This window comes from Cryomorpha ignava (genome assembly GCF_010686655.1).
GTDB classification, from domain to species: Bacteria; Bacteroidota; Bacteroidia; order Flavobacteriales_D; family Cryomorphaceae; genus Cryomorpha; species Cryomorpha ignava.
In genome coordinates this window covers 39,374-62,110 of record NZ_JAAGVY010000010.1, presented here as the reverse complement: position 1 = coordinate 62,110, position 22,737 = coordinate 39,374, and the positions used below count along the sequence as shown (strand labels likewise).

Genomic DNA, 22,737 nt, shown 5'->3' with positions numbered 1-22,737 from the left:
TCACAAAAACTTATAGATGATACACGTTGCTACTGAGATGACTCAGCTTACAGGTATTGCGGGAAGTAGATTATTAGGCTATCTCGCGCCATACATGGAGAACAAGCACGAACGCACAGAGATTTTTAAAATTACCGATTCGGCTAATTTGTTAAAACATAAAGACGATTCGCTCGATAATTTAATTAATCTTCAGCGGGTAAATGACATCAATGGCATTAACAACTATTTTAGGGTTGCCAATGCTAAACTTCACAATCACGGGAGTTTTACCGGTTGTGTAGAAACTCTTGAGCAGCGAAAAACGCGGCTATTTAAGAAGTTTCCTCTGGGAATAAACCTGATTTACTATATGCTTGATTTTATTTTCAAGCGGGTATTCCCAAAATTTAAATTCACTAAACGATTTTATTTATTCCTTACAAATGGCCGGAATAGGGCGCTTTCTAAATCGGAAATACTGGGTCGCCTTGTGTATTGCGGTTTTGAAATAGAAGGTGTTGAAGAAATAGAAAACATCCTTTATTTCACAGCCCGAAAAATTGCCGAGCCAAATGAATGTTGTGAACCGAGTACCGGTTTGATTCTTCGCATTAATCGCATAGGGCGAAATGGGAAGTCGATTACTGTATATAAATTCAGGACAATGCACCCTTATGCACAGTATATTCAGGAATATGTGTTTAAGCAAAACCATCTGAAAGAGGGTGGCAAGTTTGCCAACGATTTTAGAATTACGAAGTGGGGTCGCTGGATGCGTAAATTTTGGATAGATGAACTTCCTATGATTTACAATATTTTGAGAGGCGATTTAAAACTCGTTGGAGTACGCCCACTCAGCGAGCACTATTTGAGTTTATACACTCCCGAACATAAAGATTTGAGAGTAAAAGGGAAGCCCGGACTTATCCCTCCATTTTATGCAGATATGCCGAAAAGTATTGAAGAAATAATGGCCTCTGAATCAAGGTACATTCATTCATATGGCCAAGATCCGTTTACTACTGACTTGACGTATTGCTTTAAGGCTTTTAACAATATCTTTTTGCACAAAGCACGAAGCCATTGAAGCACCTTAGACTCACCATTTTTTTTGTTTTCTTATTTCAATTACATTCCATAAAGGCTCAGGTAGTCTTTGAGCCTTCAAAATATCAGGTTTACGATTTTCTGGATGAAATGGCGGCCGAGAGACTTATTTCCATAAATACCTTTGCCAGACCTTATGCCCGGAATTTTATTGCCGCGCTACTCGATAGCATAGATGTGAATCGCGATGAGCTCAATAAACGCCAGCAATATGAGCTTGATTTTTTTCTTAAAGATTATGGAAAAGAGCTTCATGTAGGAAAAGATTGGGACAGACGTCGCGATGTTTTTTATTACAGCGATTCCACTTTTAGCGTTACGGTAAATCCTATTTTGGGAGGATCGGTTATGGTAAATGAAAACGGAAATCGCATTCACACAAGGGTAGGAGCTTCTTTTATAGCTACAGCAGGAAAGTTTGGATTTTACGGCTCGCTACGCGATAATTCGGTGACTGAAGTATTGGCAGCCCCACAGTACCTCACAACCCGTGAAGGTCAAAATTACAAGAGTATTTCGGCTGATAATACAAGCGATTACAATGAGTTTATCGGTGGAATTAGTTACCAGTGGAAATGGGGGGATATATCGCTGCTGAAAGACAGATATACCTGGGGAAATACTGAGCGCGATGCGAATATATTTTCAGGAAAAGCTCCTTCTTACGCCGCGATCTCTTACCGACTCTATCCCGTAAAATGGCTCGAATTTCAATATATGCACGGCTGGCTGATAAGCGAAGAACTTGATAGTGCGCGAACTTATCTTACGCCACATGGTACTCGGAAGATTTACATGAATAAGAATATTGCAGCTAATTATCTAACCATTAAATCAAATTTTAAAGTCGATTTCACTTTTGGTAATTCGATTGTTTACAGCGATAATGGTATTCAACCGGTTTTCTTAATTCCATTTATGTTTTTCAAATCGGCCGATCATACTTACAATGGAACGGGAAGCAATGAGTTGGGACAAAATGCGCAGCTCTTTTTTGATATTAGTGCAAGGCCTTTAAAGAAACTCCATGTTTTTGCATCGGTTTTTGTGGATGAGGTGAGTTTGAGCAATATGTTTGATCGAGATAATCAGACTAATATTGTAAGTTTGAAACTAGGCGGAACCTGGTACAATGCTTTACCTAATCTTCACCTCACAGCTGAATATACGCGCACAAATCCCTGGACATACAGGCATCAAATAGAATCGACCACTTTTGCTTCAAACGGGTATAATCTGGGTCATTATCTTGGCGAGAATGCGGATGAGATTTTTCTGAAGGCCGCATTCAAACCCTGGCGTACTTTCTCCGCCATCGGGTCAATTTGGTCGGCGAGAAAAGGGCCGCAGCATGAGTACGATATTATTGCTGGCAATGCCAATGTAACCGGATTGCAATTTCTTGAATCAGTTGACTGGAATCAGCTGGGAATGCAGCTCAATTTAAATTGGGAGATAATAAACGACGCGGTTCTCTTCGCGAAATTTACGTACCAAAACTCGGAAGGAAATCCGGTTTATACTCCTGAATATCTTTCCGGAGAGATTATTTCAACTGAATTGGGTTTTCGGATAGGGTGGTAGTTGTTGTACAATCTAAAATTTATTGATCAACGTAGAATTGATGAAAATGTGTATTAATTTAAGCGCAAATCATGGGTCAAGCCGAAGGCTTGAGACGCAAAGGTTCTACGCCGAGTTCGGATAAGTATAGATCGATATTCTTAATATTATATTAACTAATTGAACCGGAAAACGCAGTACGATGATAGTGCTATGTCTCTATGCTATGTGGTTAAAGATTTCTTTGTTTTCACCACACAGAGATATAGGAATATAGAAATTGTGAGTGAGAGATGGATAGTTACCTAAGGTAATAAACATTTGATCACTGCTTGGAAACCACCGGCTGCTATGAAATGCCGAAGGCATCTATCCCGGTCTTCAAACAAAAACCTATGTAACTATGTCTCTATGTCGTAAAAAAATCGCCCCATATGGATGATAGATATTTTGGCTGTGCTCCGTTCTGCTCCGCAGCGGTATCCACCCTGCGGAATGACTCTTACAAAGTAATTTGGATTTCGGATCGAGTGGTAGTTGCCGGCTGCCGGTAATGGTGAATAGCTGAATTTACTCAATAGACCCCAAAGGTTTTTGAACATAGCGCAGCGCAGCAAGTAAACCTTTCGGTTCTGTATTCAATTCATTGTTTTAATTGTAATGAAAACTATTAAGGAATTGCTCTTGTCGATAAGCTTACTCCGTTTTTGCAGGGTCGCCACCATTCAGCAAATATTGCATTTCAAAAAGTTTAAGCTGAAGCTCAAACATTTTTAGTTTTACATTTTCCAATTCTTCGCTTTGCTGGGCTTGATCTATTTTCCCTGATTTACGAGATGCAATAGGCTCTTCGAGATCTACCGCGTTGGGCTGCACATCTTCTTTTTTAGAACCAAAAAGTTTCCACTTTTCATCTTCTGCTTTCGGCGCCTTTTCTTCCTTTATCTTTTTTTCTGGATACTGGCTTTTTTCGCGGTTAAAGTTGTACCGCACACCAAGGCCGAAGTAAGAGTATTTGTCTTGTGCAGAGAAATCACGATCCCAGGTGTCAAGGCGATCAGTGCTCAAATTATTGAGGGTGTAGCTAAATGTAATATCGGTTTTGTAATTTGCTCTATAGCCAAAAGTAAATCCAACAGGTACATTAAATGCCATTGCTGGCGCTGTTTTTTTGTCGGCCGTGTAGCGCTGGGTTGGCGGATTGTCGTCGGTAACAGTGTAGCCCACAAAATCGCGCACACGACCATCTTCAGCGCGCCAGTATGACAGCGATCTGTAGAGGGTAAGTCCGATTCCAATTTCGGCATTCAAAAAAAGCTTGTGATTTTCAAGTCCGTTTTTTCGGGTGAGTGCATCTAAAATATCGTAAGTAATCACCAGGCCAACCGTGTTGTATATTGATTCGAAATCTACCGGAAGGCTTTGTTTTCCCGGAAGGCGACCACCGCCCAATTTTCCCTTTTCAAATTGCAGTTTAGCGCCGAGCCCCCATTTTATTTCACGCTCAATATTTACTCGCCAGGCAAATTTATAGTACTTGCTAAAATCGTCCATTGGTGCAAAAATGTCGTAATCTGCTAATGAACCATGAAAAAGGCCAACTCCGGCACTCGCTCCAACGGAAAATCCATTGAAAAAAGCACCTAATTTTTTGGTTGTGCCAGTATCTTCTGCAAGAAAAATGGCTTTTTTTAAACCTTGCGTTTCTAAAAACGAACCATCATTGGAATGGCTGGATGCCGAAAATCCTTTTAATGTAAAGGAAATCAGCATGATAGCGAGTAAAGGGGAGATATACTTTTTCACAGTATCAAATCTGTATTTTTAATTTGGATACGACAAGGAAACGATTTATGTTTTGTTAGGAACAAAATGTTGAAAACATCCTGAATTTCCAGAATAAATGTTTCCTTTATTGTCTAAAATTGTTAACTAAACATTTTTTGTGCGCCATTCAATTTTAACCTTACTTTTTGCTCTTTTCACCGTTTCGCTATTTGCGCAGCAGAAAGACGTAATTGAGAGAGAATACTTTCCTGGAGCTCGGGCTAAAAATTCGGCTATTGCTGCAGCGCGTTATGCACAGGAAGGATATTATTACACCAAGTTTACTACTTATATCAGTGCGGTTGACAGTTCGCGCATGTTTGCCGATACGGCCCTGTTTTTTGTAAAGCGCTCACTAATGCTCGCCGATACAGCCCTTTTTTATGCCCCGGCAATCAATTACCCGGCGGTTGACTATCTAAATATAGGTCGGACGAAAACCGTTGAAGCGGACAGGGTTATCAGAGAATATTATCCGATGACTGCCATAGGTTCTCACAATATTTTTGGCAGGGAAGCCGCCTTAAATCTCAGTAATTCGGTCATGGACTTCTACAATGCCTCATTACTGCTTAATGCAGAATCAAATGCACCGAATTCTGAAGAGAAGCGATATGAAGTATTGCCTTTTGCAGATGAAGTAACCCGTCTTGAAACGGATGAAACAGCTTTCCAGATGGCTTCAAATGCTTTGGAAGAAGAGCTTACAGAACTGGATGTTCTCGCAGTTTCCATTCAGACGAAAATCAATAGTGCCTCTGATCAAAAAACCCGCTTTGCGCTTCGTCAAAACCTCGATAAGGTTGATAAGATGATGGCTCAAAGTACTTCACGGTTGAAGGATACATCGCTTAGAATTGAGGAAATAAGGCAGTTGCTCAATAAAAAGCACCTTGATGATGTAAAGAATGTGGAAGAACCCGAACATCTTTCTTATTTTGAGACATCGGGCACCCAAGAAAAGATTGAAATGGATAAAAAAGTACCCGATGGGCTGGTTTACAAAATTCAGCTAGGCTACTATCCGAGCGATGTGGATATCGAAAATTTCCACGGTTTGTTTCCAATATCCGGTGAAACCGTACGCAAAGACCTGGCGCGCTTCTATGCTGGCTTGTTTTACTCCTATAAAGATGCCGACGTGGGTAATGACTATGTGCGAAACAATGCCATAGCAAATGCATTCATTGTGCCCTTTAACAATGGGAAAAAAATAAGTATCAGCACTGCCGTGGAGATGGAGCGCGAAAGAGGGGTTAAGTAAACTCTTTTAATTAGAGTCTGTAAATAAACGCTAGTGTGTCGGTCAAAATTTTTGATAGTCCTTAAGGGTGCTTTTTGGTTGTTAGGCTATACAAAGACTTTAATTAATTCAATTTCTCAACTTCCGTTAAAAGTGATTGCATTTCTGCTTTCTGCTCGGGTTTTATAATTGATCTTATTTTTTCCAGTTTTGATTTATAATGCGCCGAAGCCAGTTTCATTTCCAAAAACCCTGCAGCCAGGGTATATAATTGCAGATATGGAGCAAATTCCAATTGATTTTCCCGGTCATTAAGTTTGTGTTTCCGCTCCATTCGCAGCAAGTCGGCGTGTCTGTCATCTTGCATTAAAGCCGAAAAGTAAACCCGAAAGAGGTAATGCCACTTGAACTGGAAAATGGAATTTCCAAGTTCATCAATCAATCTTTTGGCCAGACGGATACTTTTTTTGTACTCCAGATAATTGTTCAGGCAGCGGCAATAATTTGCCATAAATATAAGTCTGCGTCCGCTATCTTGCGAAGATTTGTACACGTGCATTGCATCTCTTGATCGGTACAGTACTTCATCAAATTTATTTAAATTCATCAATACGCTGCAGTAATTATTCAAGTAGTACAAATAATCTTCGGTGTATTGCTTAATAGATTGAAGTCCGCAGAACGCTGCGCGCTCATGGTCGCCTTCATAGTTTCGCAAGAGCAATTTGTTGGCGTAATAGTTAGCCAAGATTCTTCTTGAATAAAAATCGCCTTTCAATAGACTTTTTTCCAAAGCCGCCATGGGAGCGTGCATAGGCGTAATTTGCCGTGAAATAATGTGAAAGAGATTGTAGGCTACAATAGCCTGGTAGCGATTTTTCTTGCTTATTTGATCATTGTTAAATGTATTAAGAAGCCAATCAATGTCGGCGGTCTCTACAGAATTTGAATGAAGTGATTCAGGCAACACGAATTTAGATGTTAAATCGTCAATATGCTTTTCAATTTCTTCATTTTCAGCATAATATATTTCATATTGCTCAAGGAAGTTTTTAATGATGAGATACTCTTTTTCGCGGTATCGGATAAGCAAATACCGCTTATAGTTTTGCATTGTACGGTAAAAGCTCGCTGCGTGAAACCACCCGGGCTCAAAGCTTTCTATTTCGCGCAGTATGCGTTGCTGCTCTTCAGGAGGAATAGCGTCTGTAGTGATTTGATAATCAATTTTCGTGATCCATGCATAATAGGCATCTACATCAATTTTATCGAGTTTGGTATTGAAGTAACTAATTATCCGCGAGTATTTTCTCGGGTCAATTTCAGGATTAAATACAATATGTCTTTCGGGAAAATTGACGAGTATGTGAAGCTTATCCAGAATAGAAATCAGCTCTGGATCTGAAATCTCATTGTTATTTCTAACGTGTTCTACTTCGGTAGGGAAGAGCGATAGAGCAAAAGAGTCAAATTTCTGGAGGGGCTTTTTCACAAACCGAAGTTATGAAAATTTTATGTGCTCTCCGTCGCCAAGCTTTGAGCTCGGGGACTATTCTTCCGGCATCTTGTTTGCCCGTAAAAACCGAAGGTTGAGGCCGGGCTCTGTTGAAAGATCGTTAGTTTTTATTTGAGCTTTTTTTAATCCATAGAACAAACTTGTTCAAAGAAGCCTTGCCCCGATTGCTTCGGGATTCGAAACGAGACGCCAGAGCACGGCACCCTCGTCGCGATTCCTTTGGTATAAACAGAGACGCGAGCGTGTGCAAGAAGCCTCCAAAGCCGAGTACACTTTGCACCAACAATCTGAAATCTGAAATCAAAAATCCGAATTCAAAAATCCAGAAATCATCTGATTCACCTCCTCAGCTTTTTCGTACATCACAAAGTGCCCCGCTTTTTTAATAACTTCAACTTTGCTGTGGGGAATAAGCTCTCCCGCTTTTTCAGCAATTTTTGCGGTCTGACCTCCGTGAAGATATCTATTTGGAATCAATGCATCAGAATCGCCAAAAACGACAAGTGTGGGTTGTATGATTTTTGGCAAATCGCGAATTACCGGCTGATTGACCATTCCCTGCACACATTTGGGAATAATATTGCAATACCATTGAAATTCTTCTCCCGCGCCGGTCATGGCGTATCGGTCTCTAACCATAAAAAAAGCGTCTTTTGGCATTTTATAGAAGTTGCTGCCAAAGTTTGTTTCAATGTCCTGAAGGCTGCTCAGCATTACGCCTTTTGCCGTAAGGGCATTTCTAAACCAATCTTTTTCGCCTATGCTGAAAGTTTCTATCCCTGCCGGAGCGATCAAGACGAGTTTTGATACCAACTCGGGATATTTTAGCGCAGCTATAATAGAGATTTGTCCGCCCATTGAGTGGCCAGCAAGGACGATATTATCTAAATTGAGCGCTTCGGCGAATTCACTTATCACAGCTGCATAAAACGTCATGCTGCCAGAGAAATTTCCCTTCGAAGATTTGCCATAACCGGGTAAATCAATAGCAATACAGCGATAGTTTTTGCTCAGACCGGCTACCGTTTTCTTCCAGGCTGGAGCGTAGCTTCCCAGGCCGTGAACAAAGATAATTGTTTCTGTTCCGTTGCCTTCATCCATGTAGGCGATTTCAATTCCATTTGAAACGGTTATTTTTTTTACCGGAAAGGGATAAGTGATTTCTTCATAGCTGCTCACTTTTTCCAAATCCTGATACATTCCCTGGGCGTGTACAAAGCCATGTGAAAGAAATGCTATTACGAGTATTAGTCCAATCTTTTTCATAGTGTGAATTTAAAACATAAGCCATTTAAATGCTAAGAATGCGGTCCAGGGATCAATGGGTCGCTTATTAAGCCTTTTATCGGCATCTACAAACTGGTCGCCATTTGCGTAAGGCGCATCATAAAAATCGCCGAGCCAAACGTGGGCTCCGCGAAGCTCGAGCTCCATGAATGTTTTTATTTTCCAGATTAATCCCAGGTTTGCTTCTGTTCCCAGGTGCAATCCGCCCTGGTTTGGTTCGGCATTGGCGAAAGCAAAACCACCATTTGCCGAAAGGATAAATTTGTGTGGTACAATGGCTTTCTTAACCCTCACCGTAGCTGCATTGAGCCCATAACCCATGTTAGAGATGTCAGAAACTAGTGGCATATAGCGGTTTACCACATTCCCGGAAGGGAAGAGAATATTAGCTCCCGTACTGATAGGTAGGTTACCGGGTGCTCCCCAGGTATTTCCGGTAATTACCCCAGTATAATTGCCATCAGTAATTCCATCTTCGTCACCGGTAGTATATATATAATCAAATCCCACTTCATCATCTTCGGTTTTACCGTAGCGATATCCATAACGCAGGTTGGTACCAAAACCGCTGATGGAGGCAATTTCACCATTCTCACCTTCAATATTTCCGGTATTGTAATTAAAGAATCCCGATACGCGATGATTGTTATAGGCATAGTCTTGATTGTAATCAAAGAAGGTACCCAGCCAGGCAACATTGGTTTTGTACTCCTTATCTGGAAATACGAAACGATATGCTCCCGTATATTCTGTAAGCAGGCTTTTTGGTCCCTGGCCCAGAATCGAAGTACCGCCTTTTCCGGTTGAATTATCGTTCATCCAATAAACCGATCCACCCAAATTGAATTGGGGAGAAAAGCGATACATTCCCATTATTTTTGACAACCATACGTCGTCTTGAAGTTCAATTTTGTTTTCCCAAAGATTATAGATTCCCGCTGAGATAGTTCCGCGATCAAAATCTTTACGTCCGCTTATTCCTGCAGCATCACCGGCCCAGTACATAAGGCGGTATCCGCTTAGTTGTAGTTTGTCAAAGGTGGTTCTATAAGGATGATACGGCGAATCGAAAGCGCGCATTAGCCCAAAATTGATCGCGTAGCCCGCTGCGGGAACGATCTCAACTTCAATATTTTGTGTTTGAATGTTTACAAAGTCGCCATTAAAACCTGCTCCCTGGTTTCCGCCTGAGCCGTAAGAGGCATCTCCCCATGTCCAGTCTATTTCAAATGAGGCGCGCAGGGTAACTTTTCCGTCCATTAATTTAGGTGTGTAAATAAAGAAAGGCAGGAGGCGCTGTTCAACAAAATTCGTTGATAGGGTATCTGAAGTGCGTGCCGTGCTACGACCAAATAAACGACCAATAACTTGTCCCTGAAAAAAGTCACTTGTCGGAAAATAATTGGATGTAACGGCTTGATTGAAATAATAAGCGATAAAAGTGAGCTCCTTTCCTGATTTTACGGGTATTTCCTGATTGAAATAATACGGTATGGCTACCAATGCAGAGTCTGGATTAGACTGCGAAAAGAGGGCGAAAGGAGAGCTAGCTAAAAGGGTTAATAAGTAGAATTTCAATCGCATAAGTAATGAGTTTGATTGTGAAAAATATCTCCCTTCGCATTTTGATGAGAAGGGAGATATTTAATTATTGTCTGTTGTATTTCTGGATATTCGTCATTCCAAAAGCACCACCGGAAGTGGATCCAAAACCAGCTTCCTGAGTAGGCGGAGTAACTCCTGTAATGCCTGGGTCAGTCTGTGCTACTTCATACCACATTGAATCTGGAGAAGCTGCATATACTTTAAATATACCCTCTGATGTCAATGAATTTGGCGATGATTGATTTAGTACAATTGAATAAATTCCTTCAGAATTTGGGTCACCAATTGTGTATGTACCTTCAAGTACGGTTTGGGCACCGGCAGCTTCTGAAGTTACCACATAGCCATTGTTTGAGCTAAATTCGGCCGTAATGCCCGTAATTCCGAAACTAGCCAAAAGAGGTGAAACATCATAAGCAGTCCACGAGCCCACTAGCGGGGTTGGTGTAGAAATGCTAACTGAACTTGAGAAACCACTTGCTCCATCCGTGCAATTATTACGTACGTAAAAGTTGTACTCGGTATTAGAATTTAAACCATTGATTGTAAAGGGTTTCGTGTTAGCTTCTACTTGTGTGCCAGAACCTTGGGTAAAGCCGGCTGCACCGTATTCAATGGTCCATGCACTTCCGGTAGACGTCCAGCTAAGAGTTACCGAGCTGGCAGTCGTGTTGTCAATGATCAAATCTGTTGGTGTTGCACAGGTTCCTGCAGGTGGGGTCTCTTCATCATCGCTACTACACGATGAAAATGCTACACCAAGGCTTAAAAGCCCTAAAAAGAAAAATTTACTTGTTTTCATGATTACTTGTTTTTATTGTTTGATTTAATTTAGATTTAATTTCTTTTTTATCGATTTTCCCTGTTGCGTTTTTTGGAAATTCATCCAGGAAAACAATGTGTTTAGGGAGCTTAAATTTTGCGAGATATTCCTTGCAATAATTCAAAACTTCCTCTTCTGTAATTTCGCTTCCCGGTTTTTTAATCACGAATGCAGCTCCGGTTTCTCCCCACTTTTCGTGTGGTACTCCAACTACAACCGCTTCTGAAATAGCCGGATTTGTTTGCAGCACTTTTTCAACTTCACGCGGGTACACGTTTTCGCCGCCGCTGATGTACATTTCCTTTTTGCGGCCTACCACATAGATATATCCTTCGGAATCGCGCTTTACCAAGTCGCCGGTTTTAAAATAATCGTCTGCAAAGGCTTTAGTCGTTTCTTCCGGGTTGTTCCAATAGCCCGGCGATACATTCGGGCCGCTGATAAGCAATTCGCCAACTTCTTCAGGTTTGCATTCTTGTCCGGCCTCGTTTACCACCTTGCCGGTAATGTAAAAATTGAAAAATCCGATTGATCCACGCTTTCGGGTAGTATCTGATTGGTGAAGTGAAGTAACATTGGGTCCAACTTCTGTAAGGCCGAATCCTTGTCTGATTAGAATTCCTTTCTTATCCCAAGTTTCAATTTCAGGAATAGGCAATGCCTCGCCACCCACAATAAAGTAGCGAATTGCGGTGAGGTCTGCTTCCGCAAATGCGTTTGAATCTGACATGATTTTGAGCATAGTTGGAACCGCCATAAAAAGTGTTGATTTACTTTTTTCAAGGCATTCCAACACCAAATGTGGTTCGAACTCATTAAGCAGCCAAATTGTACCACCATGATGTAAAAATGGGGTTATTAACACATTCCAGCCACCTGTATGAAAGGACGGCATGCAATTAAGTGTAATATCATTTGATGTAATATCAAGACGTAGCTCTGTATTTATACTGTTCCAAAAGAGCATTTTATGAGTGTAAATGCATCCTTTGGGTCTTCCTGTAGTACCCGAAGTGTAAAGAATAAAAATTGGGTCGTCTTCAGAAATTGAATTGGAATAAGTCTCCTTTGAACTGCCAGATATTTCATTCCAGTTAATCTTCGGCGGTTTCAAGTCTTTAAGCTTACCGGCAAAGGCATCTTCAAAAATAATGAGTTTGGCTTGCGAATTTTCAATCTGGTACGCCACTTCGTGTGCGGTGAGGTGTGTATTTATTGGCACCAGAATATACCCTGCTTTTTGGGCGGCGCTAAAAAGAGCTATAAATTCGGCATTGAATGCAGATAAAATCGCAATTCTATCGCCTTTTACAAGTCCGAAATTCTTATGAAGATTAAATGCAATATCTTGGGCCAGCTCATTGAGTGCCTTGTATGTAAAGTCAATAGCCAACTTCACATCGCGTATTGCAACTTTTTCAGGCGAATATTCAGCCCATTTTCCTATCCAGTCAAAAGCCATCATGTCTTGATTGATTCTGTTCTTAGAAATGTTTCATTCGAATTTGAAAATCGCAGCCATAGCAGTCCCACCATTACTGAAGACAAGATAGCGAAAGTAGCCGCTATTGCCGGATTATTTACCGGGTTTTGCATATAGCTTCCTATATTGCCATAATACACCGAAAAGTGCACAACCAGAGCTGTGAGCGAACTCGCAATCGCCGCTCCGGCGTTGGTCTTTTTTGAAAACATTCCCATAACCAATGGAAAGAATGCAGCACTAAAAAAAGCGTAGACACCGTTTTGTGCGAAAATGGCAACGCTCAATTCCGGCTCCAGAATTTGCCTGGTTGATAGGGCAATGGTGATCAGCGCAAGCACCACAATAACCATTCTGTTTAATCTAATTTTTTTTCTGTCAGAGAGAACCTCAAGTTTGGGGCTATTCGCGATAAGCAAATCTGAAGTAAATGTTACCGACAAGCTTTGTATTAAACCTTCCAGCGTGCTTATACCGGCTGCGATCAGGCCCAGGGTTACCACTAGTCCGGTGCCTACTTTAAAATGTTCAACGATATACAAGGGCACAAGCTGATCTGGCTTAATGGGTGTGCCATCAAGGGTAAAAGCCGGAAAGGTAAGTCGAGCATAAAGCCCCACAATCACCACCAGAAAGAAGATAACCATCGTACCAATTCCGGCAGCAAGAAACTTGTTTACTTGAGATTCCTTAGTCAGAATCAAAGATTTAGTAATAATGTGAGGTTGGCACACTATCGCAATTCCAATCACAATTTGGCAAACAATAATTTCAAAATAGTCTCTGAATAAAAAGCTTTCGGGATTTGTGGTCTTCACCAAATTTGGGCTTATGGCGGCGAGCTGATCCATAAACCCCGCGATACCATCAGAGAAAAAATTTCTTCCCGAAGCGAGCAGGATAATAGCCACGATAAGCATGAGCACGGCTTGTATAGTATTGGTGTAAACCAGCGAATTGGCACCACCAAACATCATGTAGGTAAATACAAATGCTACAATACCAATCATTACTATAATTGGCTCTACTTGAAGAGATTGTGAAAGAAGTTGCGCCAATCCCACCACAATAAGTACAATAAAAGTAATCAGTAAGACTGAAAGAATAGAAAAGAAGGTTGCATAGCCTTTGCTGTCGTACCTCTTACCCATCCACTGCGCCATAGTAAGTGCCTTTACCTTTGTGCCATGCGCTCTAAATCGCTTGGTGAGCACTACAAGTGAAACAAATGCGGCGACTGGAAGAACGATGGCGTAAGAGATGACCCCCGAAATTCCGTAAAGACCTATTAAACCCGGATTTATAATGAAAGTCGCAGCGCTGGTCATACTGGCGGCGAGTGCCAAGCCTACGGCGACAGGCGAAAAAGCAAAGCTGCCAAGAGCATAATCTGACATGGTGGTTGTTTTCTTGGCACCCCGAAAAACCAGATATAAGATTACCGCCATAAGCACAGCGAGCATTCCAATGGTAGGCAATATGTATTCTGAACTATTCATGCGCTTCTAACCAGGGAATAAATAATGCATTAAAGGCTGTGAAATCTTCTATATAAGGGGAGTGAGCACAGTTGTCCAATACGAGCTCGCTGTATTCTCCACCCGACTTTTTATAAGCATCAAGTGCAAAGCGGGTTTGCTTAATCATGGGCTGCGGGGGACAAATCTCGGCTCCGGGCCACCCCTTTATGTGACCCGCAGCGCCGTGCACAGCTGTGTCAAAAAGCGAATTGTCTGATACAATTTTATCTTTTGCACCCCGTAACCAAAGCACTGGAGGCTTGACTTTCAAGGAGCAAAGATTTGCCAGTATATCGAATTTTGTAAGCGGAGCAGCAGCATTAATTTGCCCAAATTTGCCCGGTGCAGAAAATGGAAAGTTCTCTGATGGTTTCGAATCTCCAGGATAAAATTTATCTCCGGTTTGCATTTTTAAAAGTCCGTCTAAAAGCTCTTCAATATCTTCTGGAACGAATGGAGGATCCCAGTAAAAATTGTTCATTATATTCAATGGGCTGGATGGATTGTCCATTGATTTATCCTTTTCCTGAAGTAGCTTTACAAAGTCGGGATTTATCACTCCCGCGCCACTACCGGCACCATCTTCAAAAGTTGGTGTGCCTTTTTCGTCTTTGCTTCCGCCAAATCCAAATGGGGAAGCCGGATTAATCATAGTAAGCGATTTTATCCGGGCATGATCTTTTATCAAAAGTTCCCAACCCACCCCGCCACCAAGAGAATGACCAACGAAATGGTATTTCTCAATTGCCAGTTCATCAAGTAGGTCTGTGATATCATCTACAAAGCAGCCAAAACTTCTGGAAGCATCGCAGGGAATGGCTTCGGTTTTTCCAAATCCGCGCAGATCGGGCGCAAGAGCTCTATACTTCTTTGAAAGTTTGCGCATCAGCGATTTCCAAAAAACAGAATCTGAGCCATTTCCATGCACAAACAAAATCGTGTCTTCACCGCTCCCGTTTACCAGCAGGTGTTGGCGAATTCCATTTGCCGATATGTAGGAACTTTCAACCATGATTAATCAATATTTAAAGAGTGCTCCGGCAAATGCAAGTCCTCCACCCGAACCAATGAACATTAAATAGTCACCTCGATTAATAGCGTTGTTTTCTACGGATTGATGCAAAGCCATAGGAATACAGGCCGAACCGGTATAGCCATAGTAGTGCATTACATATTCTGCTTTATCATGCTTAACACCGAGAATGTCAAGTGTCTCGTGAATAGCATTGATATTTATTTGAGTAATATAAAACCGGGCGATATCATCCGGATCGATTCCGGCTTTTTCGCACAGTTCTTTTATCATCCGCGACCAGGTAACGGGGTTTAGCTCTTTCGGGAACTTATGGACAAACTGCAGCAACTGGGTTTTTTCTTCCAGAACCTTTACAGAAACCGGGGTTTTTGCGCCACCAGCGTAAATGCCCATCCACTCGTTGTACTCACCTTTTGATTCCAGCACAGAAGCCAGCATGCCTCCGTTGCCAGTTTCAATGGCCGATAAAACTGCTGCACCAGCACCATCTGCGAAAAGTGTAACGGTTTTCTTGTCTTTTAAATTCAGGAACTTTGACATATTGTAAGCCCCGATTACCAAGATATGTTTGTACTGCGAATCAACTTTAATGTACTTTGCAGCCATATCAAGGGCTGTAACAAATCCGGCACAGGCAGCATTTATATCAAATGTACCTGCGTTTAAAGCTCCTAAGCGGTTTTGTACCACACTGGCAGTTGACGGCGATACAAACTCGGGAGTATCTGTAGATATAATAATGAGATCGAGATCTGCGGCGGTAACCCCTGCATTTTCTAGAGCCATTAAACCAGCTTTTTCAGCAAGGTCGGCGGTAGATTCATCTGGCCCGGTCCAGCGACGTTCATAAATCTGAACGTTATTGCGCAACCAAGTGTCAACATCTTCGCCTAGCAATTCATTAAAATAGCTATTGGTTACCACTTTAGGTGGTGCGTACATTCCTGTACCTGCTATTATGGCATTTCTGTTCTCCATTTCACGCGTCGTTTAAAATACCATTCCGCCATCTACATTCAAGACGGTTCCAGTGATGTAATTTGATTTGTCAGATGAAAGAAAAACATAGGCATCTGCAATATCCTGCGGTTTACCAAGACGCCCAAGCGGCGTTTTACCACGCAATCCTTCAAGCACCTTTTCAGGAACGGAGAGAATCATTTCGGTTTCTATAAAACCAGGCGCTACTGCATTTACATTTATTCCGTATTTACCAAGTTCGCGCGCCCAGACTTTTGTAAGACCAATTACTCCGCTTTTTGTAGCTACGTAGTTACTCTGTCCAAAATTGCCATTGTGCGCCACAACCGACGATGTATTGATAATCTTACCCGAATTCTTTTCCATCATTTTAAGGCTTACCGCTTTTCCGCAATTAAAAACGCCCGTTAGATTTACATCAATCACTTTTTGCCATTGCTCCGGCTCCATCTTTTTGAGGGTCGAGTCGGACGTTATTCCCGCATTATTAATTAGAATATCAATCTTACCGTGCTTATCAAATACTTTGTTTGTAGCATTCTCTACTTCGGTGTAGTTGCGGGTATCAACGTGCATAAACTCCACAACCGATGTATGTTCTCCTGTAAGTTTCTGTGTTTCTTCCGCATTGGTTTTATTTATATCCCAAATAATTACGGTAGCTCCTTCTTTAAGAAATGTGAGTGTAGTTTCACGACCTATGCCGCTCGCGCCACCTGTAATTATGGCTATTTTTCCTTCCAACGATTTCATTGTTAATTCTGTTTTTATAATCAAGTTTCAATTGATATTTGTGAATGTAAAGGCAAAGATTCAATATCGGAAAAGAAATTTAAAATATTTACGTGGGATAATATGTCTCCATATATTCCAAAGTACAGATATTGAAGTTGATAGGGTGTATTGTATCACATGTGATAATTCTATTTGTTTTTGCGCAAGGGGCAGGTATAGATAAGCCGGTCTGACTTTTTTTTGGGAATGCACATCTGATTTTACGAGCCGTATGACCTCCTAAACTAAAGCACGTAAAAAACCCCTCAACGCAAGCGCCGAGGGGTTTAAATATTTGAGATTTACGTTTGCTTACTGAACTGTAAGTTTACGTGAAACCTGGTATTCTGAAGTTACAATGCTGTATGTGTACATACCTGGAGCAAGGTTACCTCTTTGAAGCTCATAGCTTTGTGGCATACCTGCAGGAACTGTACCCATATCTTTTTCGAATACAAGTTTTCCTGAAATGTCTCTTACTTCAAGTTTTACATTATCAGCTTTGTCAATACTATACTGAATTCTTGTTACATCTGTAAAAGGATTCGGATAGTTCTGTACCAAAGAAATTCCTGTTTCGTAAGTAATCTCATCAACATTTATGGTAACAGGATCTGCAACTCTAAAACGAAGCGGCATTACTGCATCACCCAAACCATACCAGCCTGGAGCGTTGGCGTTGTAATTGAAAAGATAAACAAGCGATCCCAATTCTTCCTCTGGTGAAGATACCGGAACGTAAACCGCATTTCCGAATGGAATTCTAACCTCTGCCTGGTAGGCTGTATTTGGCTCTATAAGAACAGGAGTAGGCAACTCAAAAGAAGCATAGTGGTACGCTGCTATACCGTCAGCTGTGTACCAAATATCGTCTTCAGTAATCGTAAACTCAATATCAATTCCTTCGTAGTTTAGCGGGTCATTACCAAATTCAACAGTGGTAAGTGATTCCGGAACATCTGGATCTTCGTCTATAAGTGAACCTTTACGAACGTTGAAATATACTGTTGTACCAACAACTGTTGGAGCAAAAGTTGGTCCTGTGAACATAAATACCGCCTCAACGTGAGTAATAGCTTTAGGCCCTACACCTTCGGCTACTTCTGGAAAAGAGTATGCTGTTGACCAAATAATATTATCGGCGAATGGATATCTTCCACCGTTAACATTTCTCGTGTTTTGCATAATAGAAAAGTAATCAAATGCACTGCTCTCATCAGTAAAGCGCGTTGCAGTTGTATCACCTACGTTATCCATAGGTCGTGAGTCTGCTTCATTTTGAATAACAGTATAAGCAAATCGATACAGACCTGTTTCAAGATCCGGAATTGAAGTGGGCTCTAAATTAATTGTATCTGTCATACCGTAAGGCATGTTAATAGACTCAGTTGCGCCTATGGGGAAAGTAGAACCATCAGGCTTAATTCCTGTAACTACAACCTGAACACCAGTTTGTGTTTCAAAACCATTATTCGTTACGACCATTCCAAAAGTAAGTGGACGTGCAAAATAAATAGGGGTTCTTGAATTCTCAAATGTGCGAAGATATTCTTCACCATTTAAAAGACCTTCATTGTAATCGGTATATCCGGTAGAGTGGTTGTTATACCATGTAGCTCCGGCTTGAAGATCATTGTCTTCAAGTTCTTGAATAGATACGTCATCAATTTGCCAGAAGTAGTCTGTTTGAGCGCCGGCCCATAAGAAACGAACCTTAACGTTATCAAGGGTTATTGCACCCTGAAGCGTTTCAGAGATATCAATTCTGATTTCCTGATTGATATTGTCATTCGTACTTCCGTATGGATAGAAAACATCGTAAGGAACCCAAGTAACACCACCATCAACACTTACTTCAGCATTGGCAACCAGTCCGCTACCTGCACAGCACATACGTAGTCGCTGATAAAATACAAGGTTTGCGTTGGTAATGCCTTGACCGCTAAGGTCAATTGAAGGAGAAACAAGAGCTGAAATAATTTCAGCACCACCGGAATTATCCCAACGGGTAGCGTCAATCATCATGAATCCATTATCGCGTGTTGGTGAGTTTACCTCAGCACCACCATAGAAACTTGATAGGGCATCTTGATAAGCTGGCTGACCAACAAGTGGCGCGTCAGGATCATAACCATTTGGCTGATCAGCAGGGAATGTTTGAAACCACAGCTCACCATTGTCCAAATCGAAATTCCAGGCGCCATTGTCACCTTGTCCGTCAAATCCATTGCTGAAATCTTCAGACCAAAATACTATTGCGTCTGTAGATTTAGTGTCAAGATTGCCTTTTACTACTTGATTGTCTGTTGCTACAGTGCGCTCTGCATCCGGATACTCAGGAGCAAATTTCACTGTTTTGTTTACCTGTGCAAACGATTGCGTTCCAAAAGCAACCATTGACAGAGCTATACTTAATGTGTACAGTTTTTTCATATTGATTTTTGTTTTTTGTGTTAAGAAGCCTAAAAGTATATATTAATACCGAACTGGCAAGGGTATTCTGATAGCAATTTTTCACATTATGCATTTCCTAAATGCGAAATTAGAATATTATGAAGCGATAAAATCCAGTATTTATTTGATTTTAAGGCATTGATTTGGTTTAAATATAGATTTAAGTAGTTGACAATGAAGTTTTTAAATCAAACACTCTCCGCAAGTCGTGTACCCTAATCTTAAATTTGCACCTTCTTGTAATCCATCCGACAGTTTAACTGCAAGCTAACCCGGAAGCTTCAAGTTCTTGTTAAATCCTAAACTCAGGGATCTCATGACAGTAGGGAATAATCTGAAATCTGAATCCTCCCGCGCCCTAGCCCTTACGTACGCACTCCCAAAAGGTCGAAAGGGAATCCCGCACACAAATTAGAGTTTCAAGAGTTAATTCAGCATGTTTTGCACTTTTGATTAACTCAGTGATGGCAATTTTCGAATTCTAAATCCTAATTCTGAAATCAACACTCTGAAATCTGAAATCAACACTCTGAAATCTGAAACGATTCGATTAGATAAGCAAATCTTCATACTCATCAATAGGAGGGCATGAGCACATCAGGTTTCTATCGCCATAAGCATTATCTACTCTTCCTACCGGAGCCCAGAATTTAGATGCTCTGGTGTAGGGCAATGGAAACACTGCTTTTTCACGCGAGTAGGGGTGTTCCCATTTATCGGCAGTAGCCTCAACCGCTGTGTGTGGCGCATTAACCAATACATTATCATTCTTTGGATAAATCTCCTTTTCTACTTCATCTATTTCCTGCCGAATAGAAATCATAGCATCGCAAAAGCGGTCTAATTCCTGTTTCGATTCACTTTCAGTAGGCTCAATCATCAGCGTACCGGCAACAGGAAATGAAACAGTTGGTGCGTGGAAACCATAGTCGATAAGCCTTTTCGCAAGATCTTGCACCTCTATACCCATTTGTTTAAATGGTCGGCAATCAAGAATCATTTCGTGGGCTACTGTTTTGTTTTTGCCTGAATAGAGAACGGGGTAATGCTTCTGAAGGCGCATTTTAATGTAGTTAGCATTCAGAATGGCATACTTTGTTGCAAGTGTTACGCCATAACCGCCAAGCATTTTAATATAGCCATAAGATACAAGCAATATGAGGGCACTTCCCCACGGTGCTGCGCTTACAGCGGTGGTATTGTGCACACCTCCGGTTTCTACAATGCTGTGCCCGGGAAGGAAAGGTACCAAATGGGCTGCTACGCCGATGGGGCCCATACCGGGACCACCACCTCCATGAGGTATCGCAAAGGTTTTGTGGAGATTTAAATGGCATACATCTGCACCAATAATTCCTGGATTTGTCAATCCTACCTGGGCGTTCATATTGGCACCGTCCATATACACTTGTCCGCCATTTTCATGAATAATGGCGTTCATTTCCATAATGCGCTCTTCAAATACACCGTGGGTAGATGGGTAAGTTACCATCAATGCCGAAAGGTGTAATGCGTGTTTTTCTGCCTTTGCCTGCAGATCTTCCACATCAATATTTCCGTGTTCATCGCATTTTACTACCACGACCTCCATCCCGGCCATTACGGCGCTTGCAGGATTTGTGCCATGTGCACTGCTGGGTATCAAGGCAATATTTCTGTGACCTTCGCCCCGGCTTATGTGGTAATTGCGAATAACCATCAGTCCTGCGTATTCGCCTTGAGCGCCACTATTTGGCTGCAAAGACATACCCGCAAAACCGGTAATTTCGCAAAGCATACGCTTTAACTCCTCAAACATTTGGCGGTAGCCTGCCGTTTGCGATGGCGGTGCAAAAGGATGAATATTAGCCCACTCCGGCCAGGTAATTGGCATAAGCTCACTCGCGGCATTTAATTTCATAGTGCATGAACCGAGCGAAATCATGCTGTGGGTAAGCGAGAGGTCTTTATTTTCCAATCGCTTGATATAACGCATTAATTCGGTTTCGCTATGGAAGCTGTTAAATACAGGATGCTCCATAAATCTCGACTCGCGTTCAAAAAATCCTTTGATCGGAGAATCAATTTCAGTTGAAATTTCAGGCGATGAATCAGGGGTCTTTGCAGCTTCTACAAATACGGCAAAGAGATCTTCAAAATCTTGTCTGCTAATTGTTTCGTCAAGGCTTACGCCAATGTGATTTGAATTGTAATAGCGCAGATTGATTTCTTTCGCCTCCGACAATTCTTCAATACGTACTTTGGTAATCCCTTCGGGAAGTTCTACAAATAAGGTGTCAAAATATACATCATTGTCAATTTTATAGCCAAGAGATTTTATCCCTTGAGCCAGACGCACTGTTTTATTGTGAATGTCTTGGGCAATTGTGCGAATTCCATCAGGACCGTGATATACGGCGTACATAGAAGCCATAATGGCAAGCAAGGCTTGGGCAGTACAGATATTAGAAGTCGCTTTATCTCGTTTTATATGTTGCTCGCGGGTTTGCAATGCAAGTCTAAAGGCCGCTGCACCATGTCTGTCAGTAGAAACACCTACAATACGTCCGGGAAGATGCCTTTTATAAGTTTCGCGGGTAGCAAAAAATGCTGCGTGAGGTCCGCCAAAACCCATAGGAACGCCAAAGCGCTGACTGTTTCCCAATACGGCATCGGCACCCCACTCTCCAGGAGGAGTCAAAAGAGCCAGGCTCATTAAATCTGTTGCTACGGCTACAAGCGTATTATTTGAGTGGGCTTCTTCTACAAATTTTCTGTAATCTGCCGCATTACCTGTTGAATCAGGGTATTGTACAATGGCTCCAAATACTTTATCATTAAAATTAAAATTGGTGTGATCTCCCAAAATAAGCTCTATACCCATTGGTACTGCTCGCGTGCGCAATACATCTATCGTCTGTGGATAACACTGTGCCGAAACGAAAAACTTATTGGCTCCGTTTTTTTGTGCTTCGCGGCTGCGCAATGCATAAAACATATTCATAGCCTCGGCAGCGGCAGTAGCCTCATCGAGAAGCGATGCATTGGCCATTTCCATTTTAGTAAGATCCATTACCATGGTTTGAAAGTTGAGCAACGCCTCCAGACGGCCTTGTGCAATTTCACTTTGGTAAGGAGTGTAGGCCGTGTACCATCCCGGATTTTCAAGCACATTGCGCTGAATAGCAGGCGGCACAATGGTGTTGTTGTAACCCATGCCTATATACGTGCGAAATAGCTTATTCTTCGCTGCCATTTTTTCCAATTCGCGCAGGTACCAGTGCTCGCTGCGCGAACCCGGTAAGTCAAGTGGTTTCTTTAAGCGGATCTGCGCCGGAATGGTTTTGTCAATTAACTCATCCATAGTGCTGTAACCCATGTCGTTCAGCATTTGCTCCGCATCTGCTTCGCGCGGTCCGATATGTCTTTTTGGAAAATCTCTTAGTGGCATAATATATTCGGCTTTACCTTGTTTTTTAAAGCCGCAAATATACATACAAATGATATCACAAACATTATTTTTGCTTCCATCTGAAATCTTGGAAATCCAATTTTGA

General features: G+C 41.7%; 15 protein-coding genes. 3 read left to right on the top strand and 12 right to left on the bottom strand.

Going from position 1 to position 22,737, the window contains the following annotated elements:
• Window positions 1-16: 16 nt before the first annotated feature.
• Together G3O08_RS07480 and G3O08_RS07475 are read left to right on the top strand one after the other, a co-directional pair.
• Window positions 17-1,069, top strand: coding sequence for a sugar transferase (locus G3O08_RS07480; protein WP_163284469.1), 1,053 nt, complete (start codon window positions 17-19; stop codon window positions 1,067-1,069).
• Window positions 1,066-2,673, top strand: a complete 1,608-nt coding sequence (locus tag G3O08_RS07475) for a hypothetical protein (protein WP_163284467.1) — start codon at window positions 1,066-1,068, stop codon at window positions 2,671-2,673. The genes G3O08_RS07480 and G3O08_RS07475 overlap by 4 nt, the downstream gene beginning before the upstream one ends.
• Before the next feature lie 675 nt (window positions 2,674-3,348).
• Here the strand turns inward: G3O08_RS07475 and G3O08_RS07470 are convergent.
• Window positions 3,349-4,458, bottom strand: a complete 1,110-nt coding sequence (locus G3O08_RS07470) for a hypothetical protein (protein ID WP_163284465.1) — start codon at window positions 4,456-4,458, stop codon at window positions 3,349-3,351.
• A 139-nt stretch (window positions 4,459-4,597) separates the two neighbouring features.
• Between G3O08_RS07470 and G3O08_RS07465 the strand changes: the two genes are divergently transcribed.
• Complete coding sequence (locus G3O08_RS07465; protein ID WP_163284463.1) at window positions 4,598-5,743, top strand: hypothetical protein; 1,146 nt, start codon at window positions 4,598-4,600, stop codon at window positions 5,741-5,743.
• Window positions 5,744-5,846: 103 nt separating this feature from the next.
• Here the strand turns inward: G3O08_RS07465 and G3O08_RS07460 are convergent, their stop codons facing one another.
• The 11 genes from G3O08_RS07460 to gcvP form a co-directional block, all read right to left on the bottom strand.
• Entirely contained in the window at window positions 5,847-7,214 is a 1,368-nt protein-coding gene (locus G3O08_RS07460; RefSeq protein WP_163284461.1) for a hypothetical protein, read from the bottom strand.
• Window positions 7,215-7,538: 324 nt separating this feature from the next.
• On the bottom strand, window positions 7,539-8,504 hold the full coding sequence (locus G3O08_RS07455) for an alpha/beta fold hydrolase (protein WP_163284459.1): 966 nt from the start codon (window positions 8,502-8,504) through the stop codon (window positions 7,539-7,541).
• A 9-nt stretch (window positions 8,505-8,513) separates the two neighbouring features.
• Window positions 8,514-10,109 carry a hypothetical protein gene (locus tag G3O08_RS07450; RefSeq protein WP_163284457.1) on the bottom strand — a complete coding sequence of 532 codons (1,596 nt, stop codon included), beginning with the start codon at window positions 10,107-10,109 and terminating at the stop codon, window positions 8,514-8,516.
• Between the two features lie 64 nt (window positions 10,110-10,173).
• Window positions 10,174-10,932: a fibronectin type III domain-containing protein gene (locus G3O08_RS07445; RefSeq protein WP_163284456.1), complete on the bottom strand. Its 759-nt coding sequence runs from the start codon at window positions 10,930-10,932 to the stop codon at window positions 10,174-10,176.
• Window positions 10,919-12,418 (bottom strand): AMP-binding protein, encoded by a 1,500-nt coding sequence (locus G3O08_RS07440; protein WP_163284454.1) that lies wholly within the window; start codon window positions 12,416-12,418, stop codon window positions 10,919-10,921. The genes G3O08_RS07445 and G3O08_RS07440 overlap by 14 nt, the downstream gene beginning before the upstream one ends.
• Window positions 12,415-13,935, bottom strand: coding sequence for a sodium/pantothenate symporter (locus G3O08_RS07435; RefSeq protein WP_163284452.1), 1,521 nt, complete (start codon window positions 13,933-13,935; stop codon window positions 12,415-12,417). Before G3O08_RS07435 ends, G3O08_RS07440 begins: the two co-directional genes overlap by 4 nt.
• Window positions 13,928-14,968 carry an alpha/beta hydrolase gene (locus G3O08_RS07430; RefSeq protein WP_163284450.1) on the bottom strand — a complete coding sequence of 347 codons (1,041 nt, stop codon included), beginning with the start codon at window positions 14,966-14,968 and terminating at the stop codon, window positions 13,928-13,930. Before G3O08_RS07430 ends, G3O08_RS07435 begins: the two co-directional genes overlap by 8 nt.
• Before the next feature lie 6 nt (window positions 14,969-14,974).
• On the bottom strand, window positions 14,975-15,970 hold the full coding sequence (locus G3O08_RS07425) for a 3-oxoacyl-ACP synthase III family protein (protein ID WP_163284448.1): 996 nt from the start codon (window positions 15,968-15,970) through the stop codon (window positions 14,975-14,977).
• A gap of 12 nt (window positions 15,971-15,982) precedes the next feature.
• Window positions 15,983-16,726: a beta-ketoacyl-ACP reductase gene (locus tag G3O08_RS07420; RefSeq protein WP_163284446.1), complete on the bottom strand. Its 744-nt coding sequence runs from the start codon at window positions 16,724-16,726 to the stop codon at window positions 15,983-15,985.
• Window positions 16,727-17,059: 333 nt separating this feature from the next.
• Window positions 17,060-19,180 carry a T9SS type A sorting domain-containing protein gene (locus tag G3O08_RS07415; RefSeq protein WP_163284444.1) on the bottom strand — a complete coding sequence of 707 codons (2,121 nt, stop codon included), beginning with the start codon at window positions 19,178-19,180 and terminating at the stop codon, window positions 17,060-17,062.
• 571 nt (window positions 19,181-19,751) lie between these two features.
• The gene (gene gcvP / locus G3O08_RS07410; protein ID WP_204336807.1) at window positions 19,752-22,631 is read right to left on the bottom strand and encodes an aminomethyl-transferring glycine dehydrogenase; all 2,880 of its coding nucleotides are present in this window, start codon (window positions 22,629-22,631) and stop codon (window positions 19,752-19,754) included.
• Window positions 22,632-22,737 lie beyond the last annotated feature (106 nt).